At 69.5% G+C, this 25,188-nt stretch carries 21 protein-coding genes; 7 read left to right on the top strand and 14 right to left on the bottom strand.

What is annotated here, in order from left to right:
• Nucleotides 1–2 precede the first annotated feature (2 nt).
• Both G4D83_RS10850 and G4D83_RS10845 read right to left on the bottom strand, forming a co-directional pair.
• Entirely contained in the window at nt 3–389 is a 387-nt protein-coding gene (locus G4D83_RS10850) for a Frizzy aggregation protein FrzB (protein WP_163864622.1), read from the bottom strand.
• A complete protein-coding gene (locus G4D83_RS10845) occupies nt 386–868 on the bottom strand; it encodes a chemotaxis protein CheW (RefSeq protein ID WP_163864621.1) in 483 nt (160 codons plus the stop codon). The genes G4D83_RS10850 and G4D83_RS10845 overlap by 4 nt, the downstream gene beginning before the upstream one ends.
• A gap of 170 nt (nt 869–1,038) precedes the next feature.
• Between G4D83_RS10845 and G4D83_RS10840 the strand changes: the two genes are divergently transcribed.
• Entirely contained in the window at nt 1,039–1,905 is an 867-nt protein-coding gene (locus tag G4D83_RS10840) for a response regulator (protein WP_163864620.1), read from the top strand.
• Nucleotides 1,906–2,017: 112 nt separating this feature from the next.
• On the opposite strand, the gene G4D83_RS10835 is transcribed toward G4D83_RS10840, so the two are convergent.
• Complete coding sequence (locus G4D83_RS10835; RefSeq protein ID WP_163864619.1) at nt 2,018–3,319, bottom strand: radical SAM family protein; 1,302 nt, start codon at nt 3,317–3,319, stop codon at nt 2,018–2,020.
• A gap of 201 nt (nt 3,320–3,520) precedes the next feature.
• Here G4D83_RS10835 and ald point away from each other — a divergent pair, with 201 nt between their 5' ends.
• The 4 genes from ald to G4D83_RS10815 all read left to right on the top strand — a co-directional run bounded on the left by ald (nt 3,521) and on the right by G4D83_RS10815 (nt 8,408).
• On the top strand, nt 3,521–4,645 hold the full coding sequence (gene ald, locus G4D83_RS10830) for an alanine dehydrogenase (protein WP_163864618.1): 1,125 nt from the start codon (nt 3,521–3,523) through the stop codon (nt 4,643–4,645).
• Nucleotides 4,646–4,889: 244 nt separating this feature from the next.
• Complete coding sequence (locus G4D83_RS10825) at nt 4,890–5,531, top strand: sigma-70 family RNA polymerase sigma factor (protein WP_163864617.1); 642 nt, start codon at nt 4,890–4,892, stop codon at nt 5,529–5,531.
• 23 nt (nt 5,532–5,554) lie between these two features.
• The gene (locus G4D83_RS10820) at nt 5,555–6,436 is read left to right on the top strand and encodes an anti-sigma factor family protein (RefSeq protein WP_163864616.1); all 882 of its coding nucleotides are present in this window, start codon (nt 5,555–5,557) and stop codon (nt 6,434–6,436) included.
• Between the two features lie 205 nt (nt 6,437–6,641).
• Complete coding sequence (locus tag G4D83_RS10815) at nt 6,642–8,408, top strand: response regulator (RefSeq protein WP_163864615.1); 1,767 nt, start codon at nt 6,642–6,644, stop codon at nt 8,406–8,408.
• Between the two features lie 91 nt (nt 8,409–8,499).
• Here the strand turns inward: G4D83_RS10815 and G4D83_RS10810 are convergent, their stop codons facing one another.
• The 6 genes from G4D83_RS10810 to G4D83_RS10785 form a co-directional block, all read right to left on the bottom strand.
• Nucleotides 8,500–9,642: a hypothetical protein gene (locus G4D83_RS10810; RefSeq protein ID WP_163864614.1), complete on the bottom strand. Its 1,143-nt coding sequence runs from the start codon at nt 9,640–9,642 to the stop codon at nt 8,500–8,502.
• A complete protein-coding gene (locus G4D83_RS10805; RefSeq protein WP_163864613.1) occupies nt 9,639–10,409 on the bottom strand; it encodes a type III pantothenate kinase in 771 nt (256 codons plus the stop codon). Before G4D83_RS10805 ends, G4D83_RS10810 begins: the two co-directional genes overlap by 4 nt.
• A 54-nt stretch (nt 10,410–10,463) precedes the next feature.
• Nucleotides 10,464–11,483: a biotin--[acetyl-CoA-carboxylase] ligase gene (locus G4D83_RS10800; RefSeq protein ID WP_205522608.1), complete on the bottom strand. Its 1,020-nt coding sequence runs from the start codon at nt 11,481–11,483 to the stop codon at nt 10,464–10,466.
• Nucleotides 11,484–11,581: 98 nt separating this feature from the next.
• Nucleotides 11,582–12,232 (bottom strand): hypothetical protein, encoded by a 651-nt coding sequence (locus G4D83_RS10795; RefSeq protein WP_163864611.1) that lies wholly within the window; start codon nt 12,230–12,232, stop codon nt 11,582–11,584.
• Nucleotides 12,210–13,124: a HEAT repeat domain-containing protein gene (locus G4D83_RS10790; protein ID WP_163864610.1), complete on the bottom strand. Its 915-nt coding sequence runs from the start codon at nt 13,122–13,124 to the stop codon at nt 12,210–12,212. Before G4D83_RS10790 ends, G4D83_RS10795 begins: the two co-directional genes overlap by 23 nt.
• Before the next feature lie 67 nt (nt 13,125–13,191).
• A complete protein-coding gene (locus G4D83_RS10785; protein ID WP_240356262.1) occupies nt 13,192–15,498 on the bottom strand; it encodes an HTH domain-containing protein in 2,307 nt (768 codons plus the stop codon).
• A 98-nt stretch (nt 15,499–15,596) separates the two neighbouring features.
• Between G4D83_RS10785 and G4D83_RS10780 the strand changes: the two genes are divergently transcribed.
• Nucleotides 15,597–17,795 (top strand): outer membrane protein assembly factor BamB family protein, encoded by a 2,199-nt coding sequence (locus G4D83_RS10780; RefSeq protein ID WP_163864609.1) that lies wholly within the window; start codon nt 15,597–15,599, stop codon nt 17,793–17,795.
• Between the two features lie 39 nt (nt 17,796–17,834).
• Here the strand turns inward: G4D83_RS10780 and G4D83_RS10775 are convergent, their stop codons facing one another.
• Nucleotides 17,835–18,749 carry a hypothetical protein gene (locus G4D83_RS10775; protein WP_205522607.1) on the bottom strand — a complete coding sequence of 305 codons (915 nt, stop codon included), beginning with the start codon at nt 18,747–18,749 and terminating at the stop codon, nt 17,835–17,837.
• A gap of 51 nt (nt 18,750–18,800) precedes the next feature.
• On the opposite strand from G4D83_RS10775, the gene G4D83_RS10770 reads away from it, so the two are divergent.
• Nucleotides 18,801–19,835 carry an alpha/beta fold hydrolase gene (locus G4D83_RS10770; RefSeq protein ID WP_163864607.1) on the top strand — a complete coding sequence of 345 codons (1,035 nt, stop codon included), beginning with the start codon at nt 18,801–18,803 and terminating at the stop codon, nt 19,833–19,835.
• Nucleotides 19,836–19,841: 6 nt separating this feature from the next.
• On the opposite strand, the gene udk is transcribed toward G4D83_RS10770, so the two are convergent.
• The 4 genes from udk to G4D83_RS10750 are packed head-to-tail and all read right to left on the bottom strand — an operon-like array spanning nt 19,842 to nt 25,166.
• Nucleotides 19,842–20,480, bottom strand: a complete 639-nt coding sequence (gene udk, locus G4D83_RS10765; RefSeq protein ID WP_163864606.1) for a uridine kinase — start codon at nt 20,478–20,480, stop codon at nt 19,842–19,844.
• Between the two features lie 11 nt (nt 20,481–20,491).
• Entirely contained in the window at nt 20,492–22,189 is a 1,698-nt protein-coding gene (locus tag G4D83_RS10760) for an MbnB/TglH/ChrH family RiPP precursor modification enzyme (RefSeq protein ID WP_163864605.1), read from the bottom strand.
• Between the two features lie 22 nt (nt 22,190–22,211).
• Complete coding sequence (locus tag G4D83_RS10755; protein ID WP_163864604.1) at nt 22,212–23,102, bottom strand: phosphatase domain-containing protein; 891 nt, start codon at nt 23,100–23,102, stop codon at nt 22,212–22,214.
• Between the two features lie 6 nt (nt 23,103–23,108).
• Complete coding sequence (locus tag G4D83_RS10750) at nt 23,109–25,166, bottom strand: hypothetical protein (RefSeq protein ID WP_163864603.1); 2,058 nt, start codon at nt 25,164–25,166, stop codon at nt 23,109–23,111.
• Nucleotides 25,167–25,188: the final 22 nt, after the last annotated feature.

The following is a 25,188-nucleotide window of genomic DNA, read 5'->3' as shown; positions in this document are numbered from 1 at the left end:
GGTCAGTGCCTTCCTTGAGAATCTTGGGGCCTGGCGGTCTCCACCAGGTCAATCAGCAAAACGGTGCGGGCCTCTTCCAGGCACACACCGACGGCATAAGAGGCCGCGCCCGCGGTGGGGGGCATGCGGCGAAGCTGCGTCACGGGGATGGGGCGCACGCCCCGGACGGTGTCCACCTTCAGGTGGCCTTCTCCTTCCGGGGTGTCGAAGACGATCGCGCGGTGGCCTCGGTGCAGAAGCCCCAGCTCCGGCAGGGTGATGTCCTCCGGCAACGAGCGGTCGATGCGCAGCACCGACGACGCGTCCGTGCCGAAGGTCTTGGTGCCAATCTCGAAGAAGAGGATGTCCACCTCCTCGACCTTTTCCTCCACGAGCGACTCGTCGTTCATCGAGCCACCGCCCGCTGCCGGGCCGTCTGCAGCAGCTTGTGGAAGTTGAGGAGGTTGATGCCGTCCTGGGCGGTGCTGCCCTGCACCACGCCCAGCAGATGCTCCGCGGCGGAGTCTCCCCCGAGCGGTGGTGGCAGGATTTCGGAGACGGGGATGCGGCGCAGGCCCAGCACCGTGTCGGCGACGACGCCGGCGACGATGCTGCCCGTGACGCCGATGAACAGGCGCGTGCGGGGACCGATGCGCGCCTCTCCCTTGGAGAGGAAGCGCAAGAGGTCGACGACGGGGAGGACCTCACCGCGATGGCCGGTGACGCCCATGATGAAGGAAGGAGTCCTTGGCAGGGGGGTGAGCAGCCCGGCGCGGAACACCTCGAGGACGTTCTCGCTGGGCACCCCGAAGCGCAGGTCTCCCACCCGGAAGCAGAAGAACTCCTGCTCCGGCCGGGCCTGTGCGGCCACGGCACGGTCCGGAGCCATCCGGAGTGCTCGCTGCAGGGGAGTCGAGGTCGTGGTCAAGACGGCGGAGTATCCGGAGGGGACGAAAACCGGTCAAGAGGAGGTCGCATGGAGGCCGGCCGCTCGCCGTTTCGATGGTCCGCGCTGAACCAAAGGTGTAGGGTTGCACCCTGAATCCTTTGAGGAGGACGATGTCGCGCGTACTGGTCATTGATGACAGCCCGATGCTGGTGGAGCTCACCGTTCGGGCCCTCACCGCCGCTGGCTACCAGGCGAGCGGGGCCCAGGACCTGGCCAGCCTCGAGCGGAAGCTCACCGAGGGGCCGTTCGCGCTCATCCTCATGGACGTGAACATGCCGGAGATGTTCGGCGACGATGTCGTCGAATATCTGCGGGTTCAGAAGAAAGTCACCGCGAAGCTGGTCCTCTACTCCGACATCTCGGAAGCGGAGCTGGCCGGCAAGACGAAGGCGTCCGGCGCGGACGGCTACATCCTCAAGAGTGGTGGCCTGGAGGGCGTGCTGAGTGGAGTGATGGGACTCATCGGGGCTCCCGCCCTGGGTGTCCCCTCCGCCGTCCCCCCTCCCTCGGCCGCACCGGCGTCGGAATCACCCCAGGCAGCCCCGGCGCCCGCCCCTGTCGCCTCGACGGGGCTCAAGCCCGCCCCCACCACCGGTGGCCGCAAGCCGCGCATCCTCATCGTCGACGACAGTGAGATGACCGCCCGCATCATCGAGGCGGACCTGGTGGCCAAGGGCTTCGAGGTCCATTTCGCGGACACCGCCGACAAGGCCACGAAGATCATCCTCAAGAAGCAGACGCGTCCGGACCTGGTGCTGCTGGACGTGCGGATGCCCAACGTGAACGGCGAGCAGTTCTGCCGCTTCATCAAGAGCAACAGCCTCTTCAAGGGCATCAAGGTGCTCTTGTGCTCCGGCGAGAATGTCGAGGAGCTCCAGCGCATCTGCCGCGAGGCCGGCGCCGATGGCTACATCCCCAAGGACGCCGTCATGGGGAACCTCGTCGCCAAGGAGCTGATGCCGCCTGGCGGCGAGTAGGCGCTGACGAGGGACTCAGGCCCCCCCAGCGCCGCGTAGCGATACAAGTCCCGGAGTACGCGGGGGCCGGCCTCCACAATGGCCCGCCCCGCTGCTCGACGGGCCCCGCGCCTCACTTCCCCGCGGCGTTCTCCCGTTCCTCCAGCCCGCGCGCGAAGTTGCCGATGATGAGCCCCGGCCGCGCCGCCTTCATGCGCTGGAGCAGCTCGCGGATGCCCACCGGCTCTCCGCCCGCGCCCACGTCGCGCGCCGCATCCAGGTACTGGAGCGGGTCGATGGCCAGCGAGCGCGTCTGCACCTGGTCCACCTTGTACTTCTTCACCAGCCGCTCCAGCGCCCGCACCTCGCCCTCGCGGTCCGTGACGCCGGGGAACAGGAGCAGGTTGAGCGCCAGGTACGCGCCCCGCTCACGCGCGAGCGCAATCGACGCCTCCACGTCCTCCCAGCCGTACTTCACCGGCTTGTAGTACGCCTCGTAGAGCCCCTTCGACGCGGCGTTGAGCGACACGCGCACGGCATCCAGGCCCGCGTCGAGCAGCGCCTCCAGGCCACGCGTGAGGCTCGCGTTGGTGTTGATGTTGATGGAGCCCTTGTCCGTGCGCGCGCGCATGTAGCGGATGGACTCCGCTATCTGCTTCCAGCGCGTGAGCGGCTCGCCCTCGCAGCCCTGGCCAAAGCTCACCATGGTGCGGCCCTGCGCGTTCTCCAGATGGAACAGGCCGATGGCGCCCATCTCCTCGGCGGTGGGCCCGTCATCCATCCGCTCATGCGACGCGGGCGGACCGCCCGCCGGCTGGTCGGAGATGCAGCCCACGCAGCGCGCGTTGCACATGACGGACGCGGGGATGGCCGCCTCGTCGCGGACATAGAAGGTGTTCTGCGACGTGAAGCACCGGTACAGCATCGCGCACGTCTTGAGCTGCTTGAGCACGCGGTTGTCCGGGAAGCGCGCCAGGTGCTTGTCCACCAGCGCCTTCATGTCCGGCGTGGAGTAGCGCTCCGGGTCCCAATGCGAGCGGCGGTCCGTGTGGATGGCCCACGCCACCGGCCCGTCCTTGCCCCACGCCGCCGCCGTATAGGCCCACTGTGGCAGCACCGGCCCGTTGCCCTTCACCTCACCCGGCAGGAACGTGCGCGTGTAGCCCGGTGGCAGGAGCGCGCCCACCGCGTTGGGGGTGAACGTCTTGCCTCCGACGTTGATCTCCCGCACCAGCTCCAGCTCTCCCGTCCTCGGGTCCTGCCCCACCGGCAGCCTGCCCGGCAGGTGGACCAGCCGCCCGGCGGACGGCAGGGGGATGGGCTTGTCCTGCGGAGGAACGAGTTCCTCGCCGCTGCGCAGCGTGGCCAGCAGGTAGGGATGCTCCATCACCTTCCCCTTGGGGTCGGCGAACAGCAGCTTGGGCGCGGACGTCATGCGACGCTAACTATCACTGGCCCCCCTTCTCTTTCGACGTCGAAGCGCGATGAGACGCGTTGCATTCAACGCCACGCGTCATCCTTCTGGGGTAACAAGGGCTCACCGGAGACATGTGTCCTGCTTCGGGGGATGCCTTGATTCCCTCAGGGGGCCTCGTTACGGTCCGCGCGCTTTTTTCAGTCCCTTTCGGAGGCAGTCGTGATCGTCGGAGTTCCCAAGGAGATCAAAACCCGTGAGTACCGCGTTGGCATGGTGCCTGCGGGCGTGCGCGCGCTCACGAGCGCGGGCCACACGGTGTTGGTCGAGACGAACGCCGGCGTCGGCTCAGGCATCCCCGACTCGGAGTACCAGCGCGTCGGCGCGCAGCTCGTCGCCAGCGCGGACGAGGTGTGGAAGCGCGCGGAGATGATCGTCAAGGTGAAGGAGCCCATCGCGCCGGAGTACGAGCGCATCCAGCCCGGGCAGATCATCTACACCTACTTCCATCTGGCCGGCGTGGACCCGGAGCTGACGAAGACGTTGGTGAAGAAGAAGGCAGCGGCCGTCGCGTACGAGACGCTGCAGCTGGATGACGGCAGCCTGCCCCTGCTCAAGCCCATGAGCGAAGTGGCCGGGAAGATGGCCATCCAGGTGGGCGCGGCCTCGCTGGAGAAGGCCCACGGCGGCAAGGGAATCCTCCTGGGCGGCGTGCCCGGCGTGCGCCGCGGCCGCGTCACCGTCATCGGCGGCGGCGTCGTCGGACTCTGCGCCGCCAAGGTGGCGGTGGGCATGGGCGCCGAGGTCACCATCCTCGACGTCAACCTGGAGCGCCTCACCTACCTGGACGACGTGTTCCTCGGCCGCGTCAGCGTGCTGGCCTCCGACACGGAGTCCATCGCCACGTCCGTGCGCGAGGCGGACCTCGTCGTCGGCGCGGTGCTCATCCCCGGCGGCAAGGCCCCCAAGCTCGTCTCCGAGGCCCTCATCGCGGAGATGACCCCGGGCGCCGTCGTCGTCGACGTCGCGGTGGACCAGGGCGGCTGCATTGAAACGTGCAAGCCCACCACCCACGACAACCCCACGTTCGTCGTGCACGGCGTCGTCCACTACTGCGTCGCCAACATGCCCGGCGCCGTGCCCCAGACGTCCACGTACGCGCTCACCAACACCACCCGCCCCTACTCGCGGAAGATCGCCGACATGGGCCTGGTGGAGGCCGTGAAGTCCGACCGCGCCCTGGCCCGTGCGATGAACACCTACAACGGCCACATCACCTACGAGGCCGTCGCCAAGGACCTGGGGTACGACTACCGCCCCATCCTGGACGCGCTCAGCGGCAAGTAGCCTGTAGAGCGGCCTGACAGCCGAGGCCCCACCTGGAGGGGAGACGCGGATGGCGACATCCCGTCTCCCCTTCGTTATTGATGGTGGGGAATAAAGTACCCCGTCGGGAGTCTGCCGTACCCGAAGCGACCGGACGGGCGGGTGTGACTGGGAAGCCGTTGTTGCGACTTCTGTTCCCATGCATACATTGAGGGGCAGGCGACAACTCATTCCCCAATTGTTTCGGGCCTTTGGAAGGCGGGACATGTTGGATTTCAGACAACCCAACCGGACGAAGCAGGAATTCGAGGAACTGGCGCTGGCCCACCTGGACCCGCTGTACTCGGCGGCCCTGCGCCTGACGAAGAACGAAAGAGATGCGGAGGACCTGGTGCAGGACACCTGCATGAGGGCCTACCGGTTCTTCGACAAGTTCGAGCGGGGCACCAACATCAAGGCCTGGCTCTTCAAGATCCTCACGAACACGTTCATCAACCGCTATCGGCGGAAGGTGAAGGAGCGCACGGTGGTGGAGGGCGTGGAGCGCGAGGCGGTCCACGAGCGCTTCGTCAGCCGGGACGCGACGGACTTCGCGGCCAACCCGGAGCAGTACTTCTTCGACAGGCTCCTGTCGGACGACGTGCTGCGCGCCATCGACTCGCTTCCCATCGACTTCCGACTGGTGGTCATCCTCGCGGACCTGCAGGAGTTCTCCTACAAGGAGATCGCCGAGATTCTCGAGTGCCCCGTGGGCACGGTGATGAGCCGCCTGTTCCGCGGACGCAAACTCCTGCAGAAGACGCTGCGCGAGTACGCGGTGGGCCAGGGGGTCTTCCGTCACGAGGGTGACGGGGCCGATACTCCGGCGAATCTCGAAGAGTATCGTCAAAGGAAGAAGACGGGGTAGAAACAGGTTCCTACCGCGCGCCCATGACCTGCCAGGAACTCGAACGGCTTTTGTACCCGTATCTCGACGGCGAATTTCAGCCGGAGGAGCGGGTCGACCTCGAATCCCACCTCGCCACGTGCGCCGCTTGTCAGGGGCGCGTGGAGGACGAGCGGAACATGCAGTTGGCCCTTCGCCGGGCCGCACGTGACTCCGTGAGGCAGATGCGCGCGCCGGACTCCCTGCGCGCGGGAATCACCCGAGGCCTCCATCAGGAGCACCGCCGCGCGCAGTATGGCGTGTGGCTGCGCGCCGGCGCCGTCGCCCTCGTCGTGGTGACGGTGACGGGGGGCTGGTACACGTATCAAGCCGGAGAGCGGCAGCGGCGGGCGCGAGAGGAGATCATCAAGCGCCACTCGCGCGGGCTCCCCTTCGAAATCGCCTCCTCCGCGCCGGAGCAGTTGGAGACCTGGTTCAAGGGCAAGGTGGACGCGCGCGTCGCCCTGCCGCAGCTCCCCAAGGCCAAGCCCCTGGGCGGCCGCATCTCCATCCTCAACGGCCGCGAAGTCGCGTACATCAGCTACGAGACGCTCCCCGACGAGGGCGAGCCCACGCGCCGGCTCGGCGTCTTCGTCCTCCCCGACGAGGACGGCGCACGGCCCCAGGCGCTGCCCGCGGTGGAGGTGGACTCCGCGCAGGGCTTCAACATCGTCACCTGGCGGGACCACGAAGTCGTCTACGAGATGGTCACCGACATGGACGAGCGCGACATCCTCCGCATGCTGGATGAGCGTGAGCACGGCACCACCGTGGCGAGCACTCCGCGCACGCTGGAGTCGGCTGACGGGAATTACTCGTATCAAACACTCCCGAGGCCCCAGCGCTCGCGCCCCGCTGTCTCCGCCGAGCCCGCTTCGTATCCCTGAACACGTCGTGCCTTGCATGCTCGCAGGGCCCTTCATGTAGCGCGCTGATCGCGGCTGCCCGGCTGCTTGGCGGGCGGATTTTCGTGCGGCCCGAACATTTGACGGTCCCTGACATGGCCGATAGCCTCGATGGCACTTCTTTCCTCGCGTGCCACCGTCACTCGTGGCGCCCGCGCGCGCCGCACCCAGGTCGGGCCGTTCCTACATGTCCAAGAAAATCCTGATCGTCGAAAAGAGCGACACCGCCCTCGCCGCCACGCTGCGGCCCGTCCTGGAAGGACGCGGCTTCACGGTGGACGACACCGCCGACGGCAAGGGCAGCGTGGAGCAGATTCGCAGGGATCGCCCCGACCTCGTCGTGCTGGCCGTGGAGCTGTCCGCCGGACAGAACGGCTACCTCATCTGCGGCAAGCTGAAGAAGGACGATGACCTCAAGAACGTCCCCATCGTCATCGTCGGCAACCCGGATGGTTTCGCGCAGCACCGCAAGCTGAAGGCGCACGCGGACGAGTACGTGGCCATGCCGGTGGACGGCCAGCTCCTGACGGAGCGCGTGGGCGCGCTGATCGGCTTCCCGGAGCAGCCCGTCTCCGAGGACCTGGTGGACGAGAGCCTCACCCTGGACGCGCTCGGCGATGAGCCGATGACGGCGGACTTCGGCGAGGAGATCTCCGTGGACACGGGCGAGGAGCCCGCGGTCGCCGGAGAAGAGCTGGATCTGGACGCGGCCTTCAACGACATGTCCTCGCCCGACCCGGAGGAGCCCGTCGCGCTCGTGGACGAGGAGCCCGTCGAGGCGCCGCCCGACGCCGTCGTGGAGGGCGTGGAGGAGGACTTCTCCAGCCTGGACGCGCTCGGCTCGGACGCGGATGACGCCCTGGACGCGCTGGATGACTCGGAGAAGACGGTGGTGGGCTTCATGCCCGTGCCCGCCGCCGCCCCGCCGCCCCCGCTGAGGGTCATCGAGCCGGCGAAGCCCTCCACCCCGCCGCCCGCGCGCACCCCGCCGGCCACGCCTTCGCGCCCCACCGCCGCGCCCGTGGCCGCCACCCCGGCCGCGCCCGTCACGTCCGCCGCCGACGCCTCGGAGCTGCGCAACCTGCGCGCCAAGGTCGCCGAGTTGCAGGCGTCGCTCGAGGATTCGCGCGGCGTGGCCGCCCAGGCCGAGGACCGGGTCCGCGAGCTGGAGTCGGAGCTGGAGGGCAAGGCCACCGAGTTGGAGACCGCGCGCGCGTCCGTCGGGAAGAACGACAAGGACACCTTCGCCCTGCGCGACGCCGTCAACAAGCGCGACAAGGAGATCCTGCGCCTGAAGACGGAGCTGAACCAGAAGGACCAGGAGATCGTCGAGCTGAAGGACCAGCACCTGGAGCTGGAGCAGAAGTCCAGCACGGCCGAGTCGGAGATGGCCCGGCGCGACGCGCAGATCAAGACGCTCACCACGCGCGCGGACACGCTCGCCGCGGAGCGCAAGCGCGTGGACCAGCAGCTCGCCACCTCCAAGGAAGAGGCGCGCGGCGCCGCCGCCCGGCTCACCACCGTCCAGGAGGAGTTGGATCAGCAGGCCGCGCAGGTCGCCGGACTCAACGCCGAGCTGGAGGAGCTGCGCAACCGCACCGGGCAGCTCGAAGGGGACGTGCAGGCCGCGCACGAGGAGGCCGAGGGCCTGCGCGCCCAGGTGGACACGGCGCAGCGCGAGGCCGAGGAGCTGCGCGGCCAACTGGAGCAGACCCAGGCGGAGCTGTCCGAGCAGGGCACCCGCGCGGCGGACGAGGCGGACGAGCTGCGCAAGCGCATCTCCGAGCTGGAGGCCACCGCGGTCCGCAACGAGGAGCGCGTGACGAAGCTCTACGCGCGCATCAAGAACGACGAGAAGCTGCGTGAGAAGACGAAGAAGGCGCTCGTCATCGCCCAGCAGCTCCTGGAGGAGCCCGCCTCCGCCGTGGCCGACGCCGACGAAGCCGCGGCCTGAAGCACCTCGAACGCCCCGGAGCACCTGGTGCCCGGGGCGGTGTGACACCGGGGTCGAGCCTCCCGTCCGGAAGGCTCCCCCACCCCGCCCCCTACTTGTCGTCGGTCTTCTTGGGCGTGCTCTTCTTCTCCAACATCTTCTTGGCGAACCCCTGCACGGCCGCGGGCACGTTCTTGTCGCGGCTCAGGTCCTTGATGTCGTTGTCGCGCAGCGAGTTGAGGAACTTCATGGTGACGGTGAGCGGTATCTTGGGGTTCTTCACCAGGGCCAGCTTCACCTTGATGTTCTTCGTCCACTCGCGGTTGCTGTAGATGACGCGCAGGACGTCGTCCATCATCGCGCGGTTGGCCGCGAAGGACAGCACCTCGCCGTCGGTGATTCGCGGGCTGCGGATGACGGCCACGGCCACCAGCTTGTTCGTCTCGCGGATGAGCGCCGTGCGGGCCTCCTTGTTGCCCAGCGTCGCCAGCTTGATCTTCTCCGCGATGGACATCTTCATCAGCCGCTGCGCCAGCGTCAGCCGCTTGCCCTCCTCCAGCGGCGCGGCGTTCTCGTCCGCCACCTCGCCGCCCAGCTCCTGGAGGACCTGACTCGCGGTGGGGCCCGGGTCCGGCGGCGCCTCGGCGGCCTCCGGTCCGAACAGGCGCACGCGCGCGGCCTTCATCTGCGGCACGTCCGCCAGCACCAGGCCGCTGCGCACCGCGAAGTCACAGACGCTGTCGATGAGCGACACCTGCGCCTGCGCGTTGGAGCAGAGGTTGCGCAGGATGTCCTCGTGCCGCAAGAGACGCAGCTGGTTCTGACCAATCGTCTCCGCCAGCTTCGCGCTGCACTCGCGCGCCACCGCCGCGACCGCATCGTCGGGCGTGTTGGAGTTGAGGATGAGCATCTCCGCGTAGGCGTCCTTCTCCTTCAGGATGCCCAGGAAGAAGCCCAGCACCTGGGGCTGCACGTCCTCGTCGCGCAGCGCGGAGCCGAGAATCCGGTCCGGCAGGCCCGCGGACGTCTTCGCCGCCGTCTCGCGCACGGCCGCGTCCGGGTCGAACGTCAGCATGTACAGCGCGCCCAGCATGTCCGACGGGCTGAGAGGCACCAGCGACTTGGCCGCCATCATCCGCAGCGGCACCGGCGCGGCCGGGTCCACGTGCTTGCGCAGGTTGGGCGGCAGGAACTCCGCGTTGAAGGGACAGCCTGGGGGCGGCGCCGGAATGTTGTGGGGGGCGGCGGTGGTCATGTCGCGTGGTTCCTTCCGTAGATGATGCGCAGGCCCTCGAGCGTGAGGAGCTCGTCCACTTCGTGGATGGCCTTGGATTCACTGGCCACCAACGAGGCAAGGCCTCCGGTGGCGATGACTTTCGCGGGTTGGCCCAGGTCCACCTGCATGCGCGCGCAGATGCCGTCCACCAGCCCCACGTAGCCGTACACGAGGCCCGACTGCATGGAGTGCACCGTGTTGCGGCCGATGACGTGCGGCGGCCGGGCGAACTCCACGCGCGGCAGCTTGGAGGCGTTCTGGAACAGGGCCTCCATGGAGATATTGATGCCAGGGCAGATGCAGCCGCCCAGGTACTCGCCCCGGGCGGACACCGCGTCGAACGTGGTGGCGGTGCCGAAGTCCACGACGATGATGGCGGAGCGGTGCTTCTCGTACGCGGCCACCGCGTTGACGATGCGGTCCGCGCCCACCTCGCGCGGGTTGTCGTAGAGGATGGGCATGCCCGTCTTCACGCCCGGCCCGACGAACATGGGCCGCAGCCGGAAGTAGCGCTCGCTCATCTTCTCCATGCTGAACTGGAGCGGAGGCACCACGCTGGACACGGCCACCGCGCCGACCTTCGCCGCGTCGATGCCGCTGTGGGAGAAGAGCTGGCGCACCAGGATGCCGTACTCGTCCGAGGTGCGCCGCGTGCTGGTCTCCACCCGCCAGTGGTCGAGCAGCTTGCGGCCGTCGAACACGCCGAGGACGGTGTTGGTGTTACCAACGTCGATGGCCAGGAGCATCACACCCGCACTCTACCCCGAAGGTGCCTCGTCGCGGACCGACTTGCCCTTCGCCTACCGCGTGCGCGGCGCCTGCCGGGGCCGCAACTGCTCCACGTCCCCCGCCAGCACGCGCTCCACCTGCCCGGACTCCGTGCGCACGAGCAGCGCCCCCGAGGGGTCGATGTCCACCGCCAGCCCCCGCAGCTCGTTGCGGTCCGTACGAACCAGCACGTCCTGCCCCAGGGTGGAGGACAGCTCCTTCCAGCGGGTGCGCACCGCGTCGAAGCCCGTCTCCAGATACAGGTCCAACCACTCCTCCAGCCGGGTCCAGAGCTGGGCGGCGAACTGGGCGCGGTGCACGCGCTCGCCCCGGGCCAGCGACACCGAGGTGGCCACCTCCCGCAGCTCCTCCGGGAAGTGCTCCGCCTGGCAGTTGAGGTTGACCCCCACCCCGATGATGACGAAGTGGACGCGCTCGGGCTCGGCCGACAGCTCGGTGAGGATGCCCGCCACCTTGCGCCCCTCAATCTGGACGTCGTTGGGCCATTTGATGGCGGCGTCGGTGCCGAACTCGCGCAGCGTCTCCGCCAGCGCCACGGCGGCCACCAGCGTCAGCTCCGGCGCGCGCTGGGGCGGCAGCTCCGGGCGGAGGATGGCGGAGAAGTACAGGTTGAGCCCCGGTGGGGACACCCACACCCGTCCCCGGCGGCCCTTGCCGGAGGTCTGCTGCTCGGCGACCACGATTTCGCCGTGCTCGGCGCCGTCCTGCGCCAGCCGGAAGGCCACCTCGTTGGTGGAGCCCAGCACCGCGTGGTGGTGAAGGGTGCGCCCCAGGTCATGCGTATCCAGGAGCGGAGTCACTTCCAGCGAGGTGAGCCGGTCCGGCACCTCCACCAGCCGGTAGCCCCGGGCGGGGATGGCCTCGATGCGGTAGCCCTTGGTCCGCAGCGCCTCCACGCGTTTCCAGACGGCCGTGCGGGAAAGGCCCAGCTTGCCCGACAGGGCCTCGCCGGAGGTGTAGTCGTCACCACTCTCGGAGAGGAACCCCAGGATGAGTTCCTCTTGCGTCTGCTCAGTCGTTTCCACGGGCACGGCGGCACCTCGCACGAGGCGCAAGGGTACGGACCGGAGGACGGGCTTTCAACTCGCCCACCCCGATGCCTGCCCTTCCCTGTTCACCGGCCCGGCGGTCAGCCGGCGGGAGGGGTGCTCGCGGCCGGGGGACGGCTGCCCTCCAGCTCGTACTTCGTCAGCTCCAGGCGCGTCTGGGGGATGCGCTGGCTGGCGGTCTCCAGCGCCGTCTCCAGCAGCACCATCCCCACCCCCGGGGCGAACGTCATGGTGTTGATGAGCGTGGCCTGGGCATCCACCCGGTTGCGGCCCTCCACCTGCACACAGGACGGGAAGCTGCCCGCGGGCGTGTCACACGAGCTGCCCGCCTGGACAATCTGGTAGCGCTCCGTGGAGGACACGGACACCACGTTGGTCCACGCGTGACCCGTCTCCAGGGGCCCGCGCAGCAGATAGCGCTTGGGGTCCCTCAGGCCGTAGGCGTCCACCGAGAGCTGGCCGCCCTGGTTGTCGTGGAAGTAGCCCTCCTCCTGCTTGAGGATTTCGACGGTGACGAGCTTGTCGGCGCGGCCGTTGACCCGGTACGTCCACCGGTTGCCCACCGCGAGCGGGTAGTAGTCCGACACGCTGCCGGACGCGGCCTGCTTCTCCGGCTCCGCCTCCACGCGCTTCGCGCAGCCACTGCCCAGCACCAGGGCGCCCAGAAGGACGGCGCCACCCACTGCGAACGAACGCGTCATCTCGATGTCAGTCCGCGTGGTCCCGGCCACGCGCCTCCGCGGTGATGTGCTTGCGTGATGCGTAGAGCGTCTCCAGGGCCTGCTGCGCCGCGGCCTGCACGGCGGGCGCGTCATGCCCCTGAGCCACCGTATACAAGTATGCCTCCGCCTCGGGGCCGCCAATCTCCCCCACGGCGAAGACCAGCTCCTGCACGAAGCCGTTGTCGCGCCCGCGCGCCAGGTCAATCAGCGCGGGCACCGCGACGCGCGCCTTCATCTCCACCAGCACGCCAATCGTCTTGCGCAGCACGTCCCCGTCGGAGGACTCCTTCAGCCGGTCGATGAGCAGCGGGGCGGCCGCGGGGTGCTGGCGCTCGGCCAGCGTGCGCAACGCGAACTCGCGGATGCGCGTGTCGTCCGCGCGCAGCTCCTGCACCAACACCTCGTCGGTGCGCTCCAGCGCGCCGAGCTGCAGCGCCGCCGAGTCCGTCACCTGCCGCAGCACGGCCTCCAGCGCGGTGCGCATGGCGGCCTGTCGCCCGGCGGGAGTGTCCTCCAGCACCGGCGCCTCGCCCAGGCCGACGACTTCGTAGTGCTGGGGCAACTCACCGCCGAAGCGCTCCAGCACGAGGTTGGCGCCCACCTCGGCGAAGCTGCGCGGGTCTCCGTCCTTCAGCACCTCGCGCGTGAAGGGGACGTCCAGCGTCAGCCGCCAGGGACGCACCTCGCGCGGAGCGTCCTCCGCCTTCAGCTCGAAGCGACGGGAGGACTTCAACGCCTGGGTGAAAAGCGTGGCGACACTCTCCGGCGCCAGACCCAGCAGGGCGTTGTCCCGCACCGTGGCACCGGACACGTCCACCGGCGCCACCGGGTAGCGTGGCGCCTGCGACCGGCAGGCGCCAACAAGGACGACGCAGAGGGCGAGAATCAGGGCCGGCTTCATCGCTCCTCCAGGCTAACACCTGGAGACAGCCCGTGCCGGCCAATCCCACCCTCCGCGACGAACCGTGTCAGCCCTCTCCCCCTTCGGACGGGCCGCGGGTCGACGGAGGCGCGGCCTCTCGCACCTCGTGCGCCGCACCCGCCTGCGTCGACTCGGTGGCCGGCGGAGGCGGAGGGATGTCGCGGTGCGACTCGTTGGGCGCGGCCTCGGCGACGGGCGCGGGACGCCCCTCCTCCGTGGACTCGGCGACCTCTGGAGGAAGGGCCGGAGCCCCGCTCTCGGAGGTGCTGACCGGAGCGCCACCCGCATCTCCCGTAGGAGCGGCGCTGGCCTCACCCTGGGACGCGGCACTGGCCTCGCCCGACGACGTGGCACCCTCGCTCGAAGGAGCGGCGCCCGCCTCGGACTGAGTCACGGCGGCACCCTCGCCCGAAGGCGCGGCACCGGCCTCACCTGGAGCAGTGGAGCCCGCCTCGCCCGGAGCCGCGGCGGCACCCTCGCCCGAAGGCGCGGCACCGGCCTCTCCTGGAGCAGTGGAGCCCGCCTCGCCCGGAGCCGCGGCGACACCCTCGCCCGAAGGCGCGGCACCGGCCTCTCCCGGAGCCGCGGCGGTACCCTCGGTGGCCCGGTTGCCACGCCCGCGGCGACCGCGACGACGACGACGGCGACGCTTGCGGTCACCCTGCGCGGAATCGCCACCCTCGGCGGCTCCGCCCTCCGGACGCGCTCCCACGAAGGCGCTGGCGGCCTCGAGGTCATCGTCCTCGTCGTCATCCCCGTCCTCGCCCTCCTCGTCCTCGGAACCCGTGGACTGCGGCGGGGACACAGGCGCGGCGGGGAAGCTCTCCCGGCCCTCGGCCGCGGACTCACCGCCCGCTCGCGCCTCGGCACCCTCGGAGGACACCTCCACCTCGCCACCCGAGCGGGCCTCGCGCTTCTCGCGATCCCTCTCCCGGCGACGCTTCTCGCGGGGCGGACGCTCCGGCCGCTCCGACGACTCGGCGGCGGCGGCGACCTCCGGAGACTCGTCCTCGCCCTTCTGCTTCTCGCGCTGACGCTCCTCGCGGCGCTTCTGGGCCTCCTCGGCGTCCAGCTTCGCGGCCTCGAAGAAGCGCTCGTCCACCTCGTACAGCTCCACCCGGGTGACGGTGACGGCCGTCTCGGCCTCCAGGAACTTCTCTCCCAGGGCGTCGCCGCACCACAGCATCACCAGCGAGCCGCTGGCCTGCGCCTCGGTGCGCGCATCCCCGCGCACATCGCCCGCGCTCACCAACAGGCCCACCTGCGCCGAGTAGTGGCTCAAGTCCCTGCGCAGCTCCTGCACCGACTTGCGGTCGATGGCCGGCGCGCCCTTCAGCATGCGCACCGCGTAGCGAAGCTCCACGCTGCCCTCGCGCTTGCGCGCCGTGAGCAGGGGGCCTTCCTTGGAGCGCTTGGCCACCTTCAGCTCACGGAAGCCCAGCCCGTGCATCATCTTGACGACGGACTTCTCGAACGTGCCCACGTCCGCTTCGCCCAGGCGCTTGCGCAGCCCGCGCGCCACGGCCCGGCGCGCATCCTTGAGCGACGTGCGCAGCGTGGCCAGCAGCGCGGCATCCACCACCGGCTCGCCCGCCACCGCCGCGGCCGCCGTACGGGCCAGCACCGGCCGCCCGGCCTCCAGGGGAATGCCCAGCGCCTGCGCGAACGCGGCCTGCAGCTCCAGCGACGGAGCCTCGCTCGGCGAACCCGCGCGCTCCAGCGTCACCTCTCCGGAGTCCTTGTCGAACGCGTACTGCGGACGGCGACCCGCGTCGATTCGACGCTGGTTGTCCTCCAACAGCGCCGTGAGCACCGCCTCCACCGTGAGGTCCTCGGCGCACAGCTCCTTGCTCCGAGCGCGCTCGATGATGACCTCGGTGCGCAGCCCGGCTTCGGCATCGCTGAGGATTTCGAACACCACCTCGGGCAGCGGCGGGAAGCGCTTGCGCTTTCCACCCCGATCCTCGTCCTCGTCCCTCCGACGCTTGCGCTCGCTGCCTCTGCCCGCCGCACGCACATTGTCCGTGCGCGGCTCCGGATGCCGCTCCGCGGGACGCAGCGGTGGCAGGTCCTCTTCCGGATTCGGCTCGATTACGCCAGTCTGCGCCAGGGCCTCCACATCCTCGGGAATCGACCAATCCACCAGCGCGAAGGTGTCCTTCGCGGTCACAATCACCTTGCGGTCCCTCGTGCGACGCGCCATGGCGGCGAGACGCGAGAGCATCGTCACCTCAGGCGTCTTGCCGACGTGGGAGAGCAGGCTTTGTTGGATGGACTTCTCGGTGATTTCAAGGAAGTGGAGGGGACGACCTTCGCTCTCCAGGATTCGGAGCGCGGCCTCGTAAAATGTCATCGAGTATTCCCCAAGAATTCCGAACGGTTACAAAAATGTAGGTCCGTATGGGCGGCGGATGCTAGCCATCGGTAAACTGGCTTGTCAACGAACCGAAGATGACCCGCATACGCATCGGACAGCGTTGGAAACGCGAACCCTCGGCCTCCCCGCTGGATTCCATCGCACTGGAACTGGATGGAGTGGACCTGCTGTCCGGCGCGGTGGAGGAGTCCTTAGCAGAAGTCGTTCCCGCTTTGGTGCGCGCCGTGGCCTCCTTGCACATCGGCGGGCGGGGGATGGCCCAGGTCTCCCTGGCGGAGGCCCACCTGGAGCTGGTGCTCCGCAGGGTCGGCCCGGAGGTGGAGCTGCTGGTGGCGAGCCTCGCCCGACCCGCCCGGTTGATGCGGCCCCCCGTGCGGGTAGACGCCGCGGAGCTGACCGAGGCCGTCCGGGGCACCGGCACCCGCTTCCTGTCGGACGTCACCCGGGTGGCGCCCAAATCAGTCTCGGGCCCCCTGGCCCAGGCCCTGGCGGAGCCCCTGAAGCAGCTCGGTCGCCCGGCGAGGCCCCCGGACGAAGAGCCCGCCCGCCCGTCCGTGAAGCGGGTGGAGCCGCCGGATACCCCCGGCTTCGGCTTCGAATTGAAGGACTCCGGCGCCCGAGCCACCCGTGAAGGAGGAAAGCGCGGCGCGTCCGGAACCCTGGCCCCCCTGCTGGGCGCGGGCGAGGTGTGGCTGGCGCTGCCCGGCCGGCCCGATGCCTGGAAGGTGCAGGCCCCGCCCTTCCTCACCGTGCTGGAGCTGTCGCGGCAGGCCGTGGAGCTGACGCGGGCCGTCGAACTGGGCGAGGCGCGTTTCGAGCTGGAGCCCGCGGGCGCCCGGACTCCCCTGCTGCTGGACCTCAAGACGGGCAAGGCCCGGACCGGACGCACCGGAACGCCCTTCTCCCTGACGGGGACGTCCCTGGCCACGGCCCTCTTCCACCTGGGCGAGGCGCTCGCCGCCACCTTCGCGGAGGAGGACCGCGCGCAGGTGAGCAACCCCTACCTCGTGGAGCTGGCTGACCGGTGCCGCGAGGGTCTGTCCCACCTGAGAGGCGCGGTGACGCCCCCGGAGCAGACCGGAGCGGCGCGCGAGAAGCGCACGCGGACGCCCCTGGGGGTATCGAAGCCCCTCAAGGTGCCCGGTCGGCTGCGGCGCCTGCGGTTCGACCGACTGTGGGAGCAGCGCGGGCTGGAGGACGCGGAGGAGTCCCGGCTGCTGCTGGGGCGTCACGGCCCGGTGTGCTGCTCACCCCAGGCGACAGTGGCCTTCTCTCGCAAGGACGGCTCAAGGCTGTGGAAGCGGGTGGCGGCGCTGGGCGTGGCGGCGTCCGCGGACGGGCACGCGGTGGCGGCGGACCTGTCACGCGTGTACGGCTTCACGGGCCGGGGCGCGGGCGCGCGCTGGCTGCATGACCATGACGGCATCCCCCTGGGGCCGCTGCTCCTGCGCAAGGACGGGCTGCTCCTCACGCTCTCCGAGGACCGCACCGTCGTCGCCTTCGCGGAGGCCACGGGCCGCGAGGTGTGGCGGCTCGCGCCTCCGCGCACGCAGCGAAGCTGGCTGACGACGCAGGGACACCGCGCCCTGGTGACGACGGACTCCGGCTACGTCTACGGGTTGGACCTGGAGGACGGACAGGTGCGCTACCGGATGCGCGCGCCCATGCCCTTCCATGGGGCCCCCGTGCCGTGGGGACGGCGCTTCCTGGCGCTCCTCGGGCGCGGCTCGCACTGGGCCCTGCTCTTGGCGGACGCACACACGGGCGAGGCGGCGTGGACGCACGAGCCCAACCTCACCCACCCCTCGGCGCCGCTGCCGGTGGGCTCGCGCGTGTTCATCGCCGGAGAGCGGGAGCGCGAAGGCATGTTGCTGTGCCTGGACGCGAAGGGGAAGCGGGTGTGGGAACGGCCCCTGAACCTGGGGCCCGGCCCCTATGCGCTGGCGCCCATGCCGCGCGCGGTGGTGGTGACGAGCGCCTCGGGCGCGGCGGCGCGGGTGGCCTCGTCCGGCACGGTGGACTGGCGCGTGGGTGCCGCTGGAGAGCCGCTCATCGGCGCGCTGCCGGCACGCACCGCGCGAGGCGTCACGCTGCTCGCGGGCGAGAAGGTGCGCGCGGTGGACCCTCGCGGGGGCCAGGTGCTGGCGGAGGTGCGCGCGGGGCTGGGGCTCGTCGCGCTTCAGGCGGACGTGCGCCTCAACCTCTACTTCCTGGACGACACCGGCACGCTGTCCGCGTACCGGCTCGGCTCCCACTTCACCGTCGTGGAGTGAGGGCGCGAAGACCTCCGCGCCCCCTCCTCCCGAAGGCCGCTAGTTCGCGGCGGCCTTCTTGCTCGGGTCGATTTCGTCCTCGGGGCGCTCTTCCTGCGTGGCGCCTTCCCACGTCTCGCCCGCCCCCAGCTTCCACTCCGAGGGCACGTCCAGCTTCCACACGTACGTGGCCGTGGCGTCACCGCCCGAGGCCGCGCGCGAGGTGATGTTGATGGTCATGTCCAGCTTCGCCACCTCGAGGGGCATCAGGTCCAGGTCGTAGTGGCCCAGCACCATCTGCGGCGGGAACTCCGCGATGAAGCGCTCCGGGTGGTCGATCTTCATCGACGGGTCCGCGCCGCGCATCTCGCCCAACAGCTTCCCCTTCGCGTCGGTCAGCTTCCACACCGTGTCGAAGGTCGCGCTGGTGATCATCTTGCGCACCTTGCCCTCGTCCTTCAGCGACCGCTGGGCGCCCCACAGCGCGAGCTGCAACCGCACCTGCGGCTTGCCCATCACCATGATGACGTCCGAGGACACCACATCCAGGCGCATGCCCTTGTCCGTGGCCGTCCACACCGGGCGGTACCGCCCTTCGCGCAGGCTGTCGAAGACCTTGCGCGTGTAGTCGTAGAACGCCTTGCGGTCTCCGGCGCGCTCGTCCTTGCCCGCCTCCGCGCGCTTCTCAACCTCCTGGAGGTAGTTGTCGAAGTTCTTGTTTCCGTTGAACGCCTTCAGGTGGTCATCCACCTGCTCGAAGTAGTTCTTGAAGAAGGGCTTCAGCTCCTCGCGATACGCGTTGTCGTCCGGATTGACTCGCATCCAGGAGACTCGCTCCAGATAGTCGGCGTGGATGCGCTGGACGTCCGCCTCGCGCTGCGCCTCCTTGGTGCGGGCCGTGGCGGTGCGGTAGCTCATGATGGCGCCCAGCAGCACACCAGCGACGAGGACAATGACTCCGAAATAGCGCTTCAAGCGGCAGTCTCCTGTGCGGTGGAGCAGGCAGTGATATGAAAATTCCCCAACGTGATCCAGGCCACCGGCACCCACCTGTTCAACTCGCTGCTTCCTCTGGAGGAGGGAGAGCTGTTGCGCAACCCCCAGGTGGCTTGGGAGGCCTACGGGGAACCGTGCGACGGCAAAGCGGTGGTGCTGCTGCACGACTTATCTCACTCGCACCAGGCGCTGGGGCCCGTCGAGGACTCCGCGTATCAGCATGCGGGTTGGGCGCGTGAGCTGGTGGGCCCGGGGCGTCCGTTGGACCCGGACATCATGCCCATCATCGTCCCGAACCTCTTGGGCAGTCCCTTCGGGAGTACCTCACCGGCGACGGTGGACGTGGAGACGGGCGAGCGACTGGGGCTGAACCTGCCGCCCCTCACGGTGCTCGACATGGCGCGCGGGGTGTCCGCGTTGCTGCGGGCGCGAGGGTTGAACCGCGTCCGGGGCCTGGTGGGCGTGGGGCTCGGGGGCCAGGTGGCGCTGCGACTGGCCGCGCTCTTCCCCGAGCTGTCGGACTCGGTGGTGGCCATCGGCGCGGCGAGGGCGCTCCCGGAGGGCGTGCGCGAGAAGCTGGGACTGGCGTGGCAGCTTCTCCGCGCGGACCCGGACTTCCGCGAGGGCCTGTACGAGCCGGACGCCTGGCCCCGCAAGACGATGCGGCGGCTGCGGCTGGACTTCCAGAAGCTGCTGTACGGACGGGAGTACCTGTCCCGGCACTTCGCTGACGCCGAAGCGGCGCGGACCGCGCTCGACGCGGAGGCGGAGTCCTTCGCCGACACCTTCGATGCCTCGTCGTGGGCGACGCTGTGCTCGGCCTATGCGGGCTGCGACGTGGCGGACTGCTTCTCGCAGATTCGCGCGCGGGTGCTGCTGCTGGCGGGAAGCTCGGACGTGCTGGCGCCGGTGAGCCGGGTGCGTGACACGTACCACTTGCTGAGCGCCGCGGGCGTGAGCGCGCGGATGGTGGAGCTGCCCGGCCCCGGAGACCATGGGGCGCTCTTGACGGAGCCGGAGCGACTGCACTCGCCGCTGGGAGACTTCCTGCGGCGCGTGGGCTGAGGACGGCTACTCGCGGGGCTGTGCCGTGGAGAGCTTCCCGCGCAAGGCGCCCACCAGCATGCTGATGGCAATCTCGTTGCTGCCGCCGTGCGGGATGATGATGTCCGCGAAGTGCTTGGACGGCTCCACGAAGCCCATGTGCATGGGGCGCACGTGGCGCAGGTACTGGCTGACGACGTGGTCGAAGTCGCGGCCCCGGTCCTTGATGTCGCGGGTGAGGCGCCGGAGGATTCGCAGGTCATCGTCCGCGTCGACGTAGATCTTCACGTCCATCTCGTCGCGCACTTCCTTCATGTGCAGGACGAGGATGCCCTCGATGAGGATGATGTCCCCCGGGTCCACGCCCATGGTGCGGGGCTGACGCGACGAGGTGACGAAGTCGTAGACGGGCTTCTGGATGGGACGTCCGGCCTTCAGCTCCCGGACGTGCTTGACCAATAGGTCCGTGTCGAACGCGTCCGGGTGGTCGAAGTTCACCTCGCGGCGGTCCGCGATGGGGAGGTCCTTCAAGTCCCTGTAGTACGAGTCCTGATCGATGAAGGCCACGCGACAGTCGGCAAGCGCCTCACGGACCTTTCGCGCGACGGTGGTCTTGCCGGACGCGGTGCCACCCGCGATGCCGATAACGAGGGGTGACGACGTCATTGCGGCGCGAACTACCCTACCGGACGGGCAGGCGCAAGGGGTCGGTCCACTCCTGAGGTGTCACCCAGGCGGATCAGCCGGTGATGGAGCCCCTCCGCCAGCAGGGCCGGCGCCACCGACGCCGCCTCCCGAGGCCGGGACGCCAGCTCCCGGAGCAGCTCCGCCAGGCCTCGCGACACGCTCAACAGCTCATGTCCCGGGGACTTGCGCCGCACCGCGTAGGTCCAGGCCGCCACCCCTGGGCGCCGAGCCACTTGCGCCAGGGCCTCCAATCCGGACAGCTCCAACTCCCCACATGCCCACGCACGGGCTGTGAGGTGCCGGCGGACGGCCCGGGAGGCGAAGAGCAGCTCGGACAGGTCCGCCGGAAAGCTCCCCGGCCGGACGTCGTCCGCGAGCCCCACCTGGCCCGGGCCCGGGCCAGGCACCGACTTCATGAACGCGGTGGGTGCCATCATCTCCAGGCTCAGCGCGGCGGAGGCCCCGTCGTCGGGCCGCTCGCGCAGCCGCCGCATCGCCCAGGCGGAGAAGGTCTGCGCCAGCGAGCGCCCTCCCCCGCCGAAGAGGCTCCGGTACTCGCGCGAGCTGGTGAAGGCCACCAGGTCCTCGCGCGTGCCCGCCAGCAGCAGCCTGGACAGCGGCCAGTCCTTGTCCAGCGTCTCCGCCACCACGGCCAGGCGGAAGTCCTGGTCCGCGAGCGTCCCCTCCGGGTCCTCCGTCACACCCGTGGGGACCCCGCCGTGGCCCGCCTCGAACAGCTCCCACGGCCGGCTCTCCTCCGTCAGCGGCGGAGTCGCGCGCGGCTCGGGGGCGCGAAGGCGCAGCGGAGCGCGCTCCCCCGAGGGAATCATCGCCCGCAGCCGGCGCAGCGACACCTGGGCCACCTCGGGAGGATGACCATCCCCCTCGAAGGTGACGGCGCGCAGCGAGGGACAACGCGGTAGCAAGGACTCCAATAGTTTGAACAGCTCCTCGCGCACCGGCTGCGTGTGGTCATCGACGTAGAAGCCGCGCGCGCCCCGCCGCGTCACCACGCCTCCCGCGATGTGGATTTCGACGACCTGCTCCAGCGGGAAGCCATCCAGCCCCGACTCCAGCGGCAACCCGGAGGCGAGCTGGTGACTGAAGAGGTGGCCCAGGTCCAACAGCAGCGGCAGGCCCGTGCGCGCATGCAGCTTCGCGAGGAAGTCGAGCACGTGCCACTCCCCTCGTCGCGCCAGCACCGCGGGGTTCTCCAGCACCAGGGGCATGGAGAGGTGCGACTGGACATGGAGCGCATGCGCCACGCAGTCCGCGAGCCCCGCCTCGTTGAAGGGCGGCGTGATGTAGAGGTAGCCCGGGAACGGCTGTCCCCGCACGTGCCACCAGCCCACGTCATTGCCCACCCACGGGCTGCCCACGGCGCGAGCGTGCGCGTCCAAATCCTGGAGCACGGAGGCGGGCTCCAGCTCCGGCCCCCAGAGATTCAGGTGCACGGGATGGAAGAGCACGGGCACGTCCGCGCGACGGCTCCACATCTCGGGGAACAACGACGCCTGGGCGCGCGCCTCGTCCAGGGACAAGGGCGCGCTGTACTCGACGAAGTCGAAGAGGCCCGGTGACGCATCCAGCAGCCGATAGGGCTGCGGTACGTCCGCCGCGCTCAGGTTGCTGCTCAGCCCCAGCCCCCGCCAGGGCAATGTCCATGCGTCCGAAACGGCCTGCGTCATGCGGCGGACCCTAGATCACCGCTCAGCCTTTGTGTTCGGGGTTCAAGGGCCGCCGAGCAAGCCACGCCAACCATCCGAGCGGAGCGCCGCCAGGGTTCTCCCGCGCATACGCGTGGAACCGCTCGATGAAGGCCCGGCGCTCGGCGATGTACGGGGCCTTCCGGCTGGTGGGGTCCGCCTCCTTGCGAAGGTCATAACCACCGAGTCGCGCCTGGCGCGCGAGCAGCGCCTCCAGCGAGAGCCGCCCCGCATTGTGGAGCATGTCCAGCAGGCACATGAACGTGGCGGTGCGCCCCTTGCCTCCCCGGCAGTGCAGGTGCACGTGCGCTCCCTCGTCGAGCGAACGCACCTTCTGGATGAAGCGCTCCACCGTCTCGTCGCGAGGCCGCGTGTGGTCCGTGACGGGCAGCCGCACGTAGCGCTCCGGTGGAAGCTCGAAGGCGCGCGCCTCATCGTGGACCTCGCGACACTCCCACTCGGTGGAGACCAGGGGCTCCCGGCGCTTCACCGTGGCGGCATCCCCCACCCGCGCCGTCCGCGAGCGCGCGAGCAGCCGCAGCCGTCCGGCCTCCAACGCCAGGGCCTCCTCGTCGGACAGCCCCGCCGCGCCCCAGTTGGACTCGGCGTACCAGCTCACCGCGGCGCCATTCAGGAAGCCATGCGACTCCTGGCGCAAATCGAACACGTACAGCGACTCGGCATTCACGCCCTCGAGTCGCCGAACCAAATCATGAAAGCCCGCCACGGAGAGCTGCGCGCTTCCCGAGCACCTCAGCTCCGCGAGCCCTGATGTGTCCACCCCCTCCATGTCCGGAGGCCGAGTCGTCGTGCGCAACAGGCGCGCCTCCTCGCCCCCGTCGTCGAGCACGAGCACGGCGGACGTCGCATCGGGAGCAAGGGGCGGTACGCGCATGGCCAATCAGACGTGACCTTCGTCCGTGATGGGAGGAAGAGACTGGGACGGGTCGGCAATCGCCAAGGTCGGCCCGGCATTCCCCTGGGCGAGGCTATCGAACAACGAGCGGATCCTCTGGACCTCGTCGTCGCGCTTCCTCTTCTCCTCCTCGTCGGTCGTCTTGTCGGAGGCGTTCGTGACCAGCCATTTGTGGAAGAGCTTCTTCATCTGGGAGTCGCCCAGGTAGCTCTGCGCGCCAATGGCGGCGGCGATATCCGCCTGGAGGGTCAAGCGCTGTCCGGGCTGGAGGCTGGGCGCCTGCGACTGGTGCAGCACGACGGCGTTCATCGACGAGCCGCCCACGAGCCGGGGCACGGCCTCGCCCTCCGTCAGACGCCGCCACACCTCGTACTCGCGAAGGACCTCCTCGTTCCTGTCGCCAGCCCAGACGTCCACCTCGGTTCCCGTGCGGTCCACGTCGCCCGTCGTGCTCCACCGGGGAATGACCGCGCCCGGGCAGGCCCGGAGGACCAACTGACGCGCCTGGGCCGCCTGCACCTTGAGCTCGCGGCCGAGATTGCGACCTTGCCGCCTGTAGAGCTCCAGGCAGTCTCGCCAGAACGAACGCACCTGCGTCCTGCCGTTGCGTGAGCGGTTCAGCGCGGCGTTCCACACGTCGTCCCCGGCGACCTGGGGGATGGCACTCAAGTCACGCACTGTGTCGTCGGCATGCGAGCCCTGGAACGTCTCGAACAGCGTGTGGAAGCCGCTCACGCGCTTGTCGTAGTAGAGCCGCCAGAGCACGGAGTAGCCAGCGGAGATGACCAGCCCCAACGGGATGTTGGCGAGCGCGGGCAAGGTCGGCACGAACGAGAGCCACGCCCTGATGCGTCCCTGGTTGTGGCCGGACGTGCCCGCGTAGAGCGGCGCGAGCATCAACCTCGACGAGACGACGTTCGAGCAGTACTCGTTGCGCGTCCACCCCGTGGAGAAGGGGAAGGCCTGTCCTGGGTCGTGGGGCGTCGCGCCCGCATGGACGCGCATCGCCACCGGCCACCCGTCGTAGCCAGCGATGTTGCCGGGCAGTCCACCCAGCGTGAGCGGGTCGAACTCCACGCGGATGTGGGGGCTGTGCTGCTTGCCTCCTGGAAGGATGCGCGCCAGGTCGCTGATCAACACCTGATACCGCGCCACCGGCGGCAGCATCCGCCAACGGCGGTACTCCGCGCCGGCCGCCAGGCCCTGGAACGCGGCAATCAACCCCGGATCCGCGACCGCCCGGGTGTCGGGTGCGTCGTTCAGGCAATCATGGAGGGCACCCAGCACGCGAGGTTGCGCCGTCCCCGTGTCGGTGGGCTCCAACGGGACGCCCCGCAGGTAGTACGGAAGGTACTCCCACATGGTGTAGTTGGCCGCGATGGCGCCGTTGGCCAGTCCGGTGGCCACGATGGAGAGCATCTGCCGCTGGTGCGCTCCCAACCCCGGGCTGCGCAGCAGTGACAACACCGAGATCTTCTCGATGGTGCGCGAGGGCCAGGTCGTCACCTCACCCACGAGCGCGCGGGCCGCTTCCGTCACATTGCGGTAGATCTGGATGCGATCTCTCCGGCCCGCGACGTTCAGCTCGCTGAAGAAGGGCAGCAACACCAGGTTGCGCAGCGTGCCCTGATTGAGGCCGTGCAAGCTCCAGAGCCGCGTGTACTGCTCATCCACGTCGGAGCGATGCGCGTTGCGACTGCCCAGGTTTCCCGACAGCGGGCTCAGCCAGACCTTGAGCAGCTTCAGATACTTGTTCTGGACCTCCTCCGTGACGAACGCTCCCGCGTTGATGGAGAAGTCCAGGCCCCAGACCGTGGTGGCGCGTGCGATGAGCGCGCGGCACACGGGGTCCGCCGCCGCCACGGTGAGCAGGCGCGTTCCAAACACCACGGGGTCCGCGTCGATGGAGTACCAGGGGACGACAACTCGGGCTCCGTTCCCCACCCTGGGATAGGTCGCCGTGTAGTCCGCGAGGAGGATGGTCGGATTGGCCGTCGTGATGACCGCGTCGGCCTGGGCGTTGGTTCGCAAGAAGATCAACATGGTGTCGTCACCCTTGGGCCAT

This window comes from Myxococcus eversor (assembly GCF_010894455.1).
Taxonomy (GTDB): Bacteria; Myxococcota; Myxococcia; order Myxococcales; family Myxococcaceae; genus Myxococcus; species Myxococcus eversor.
The sequence above is the reverse complement of the archived record's forward strand: the minus strand, read 5'-3'. Positions and strand labels throughout refer to the sequence as shown.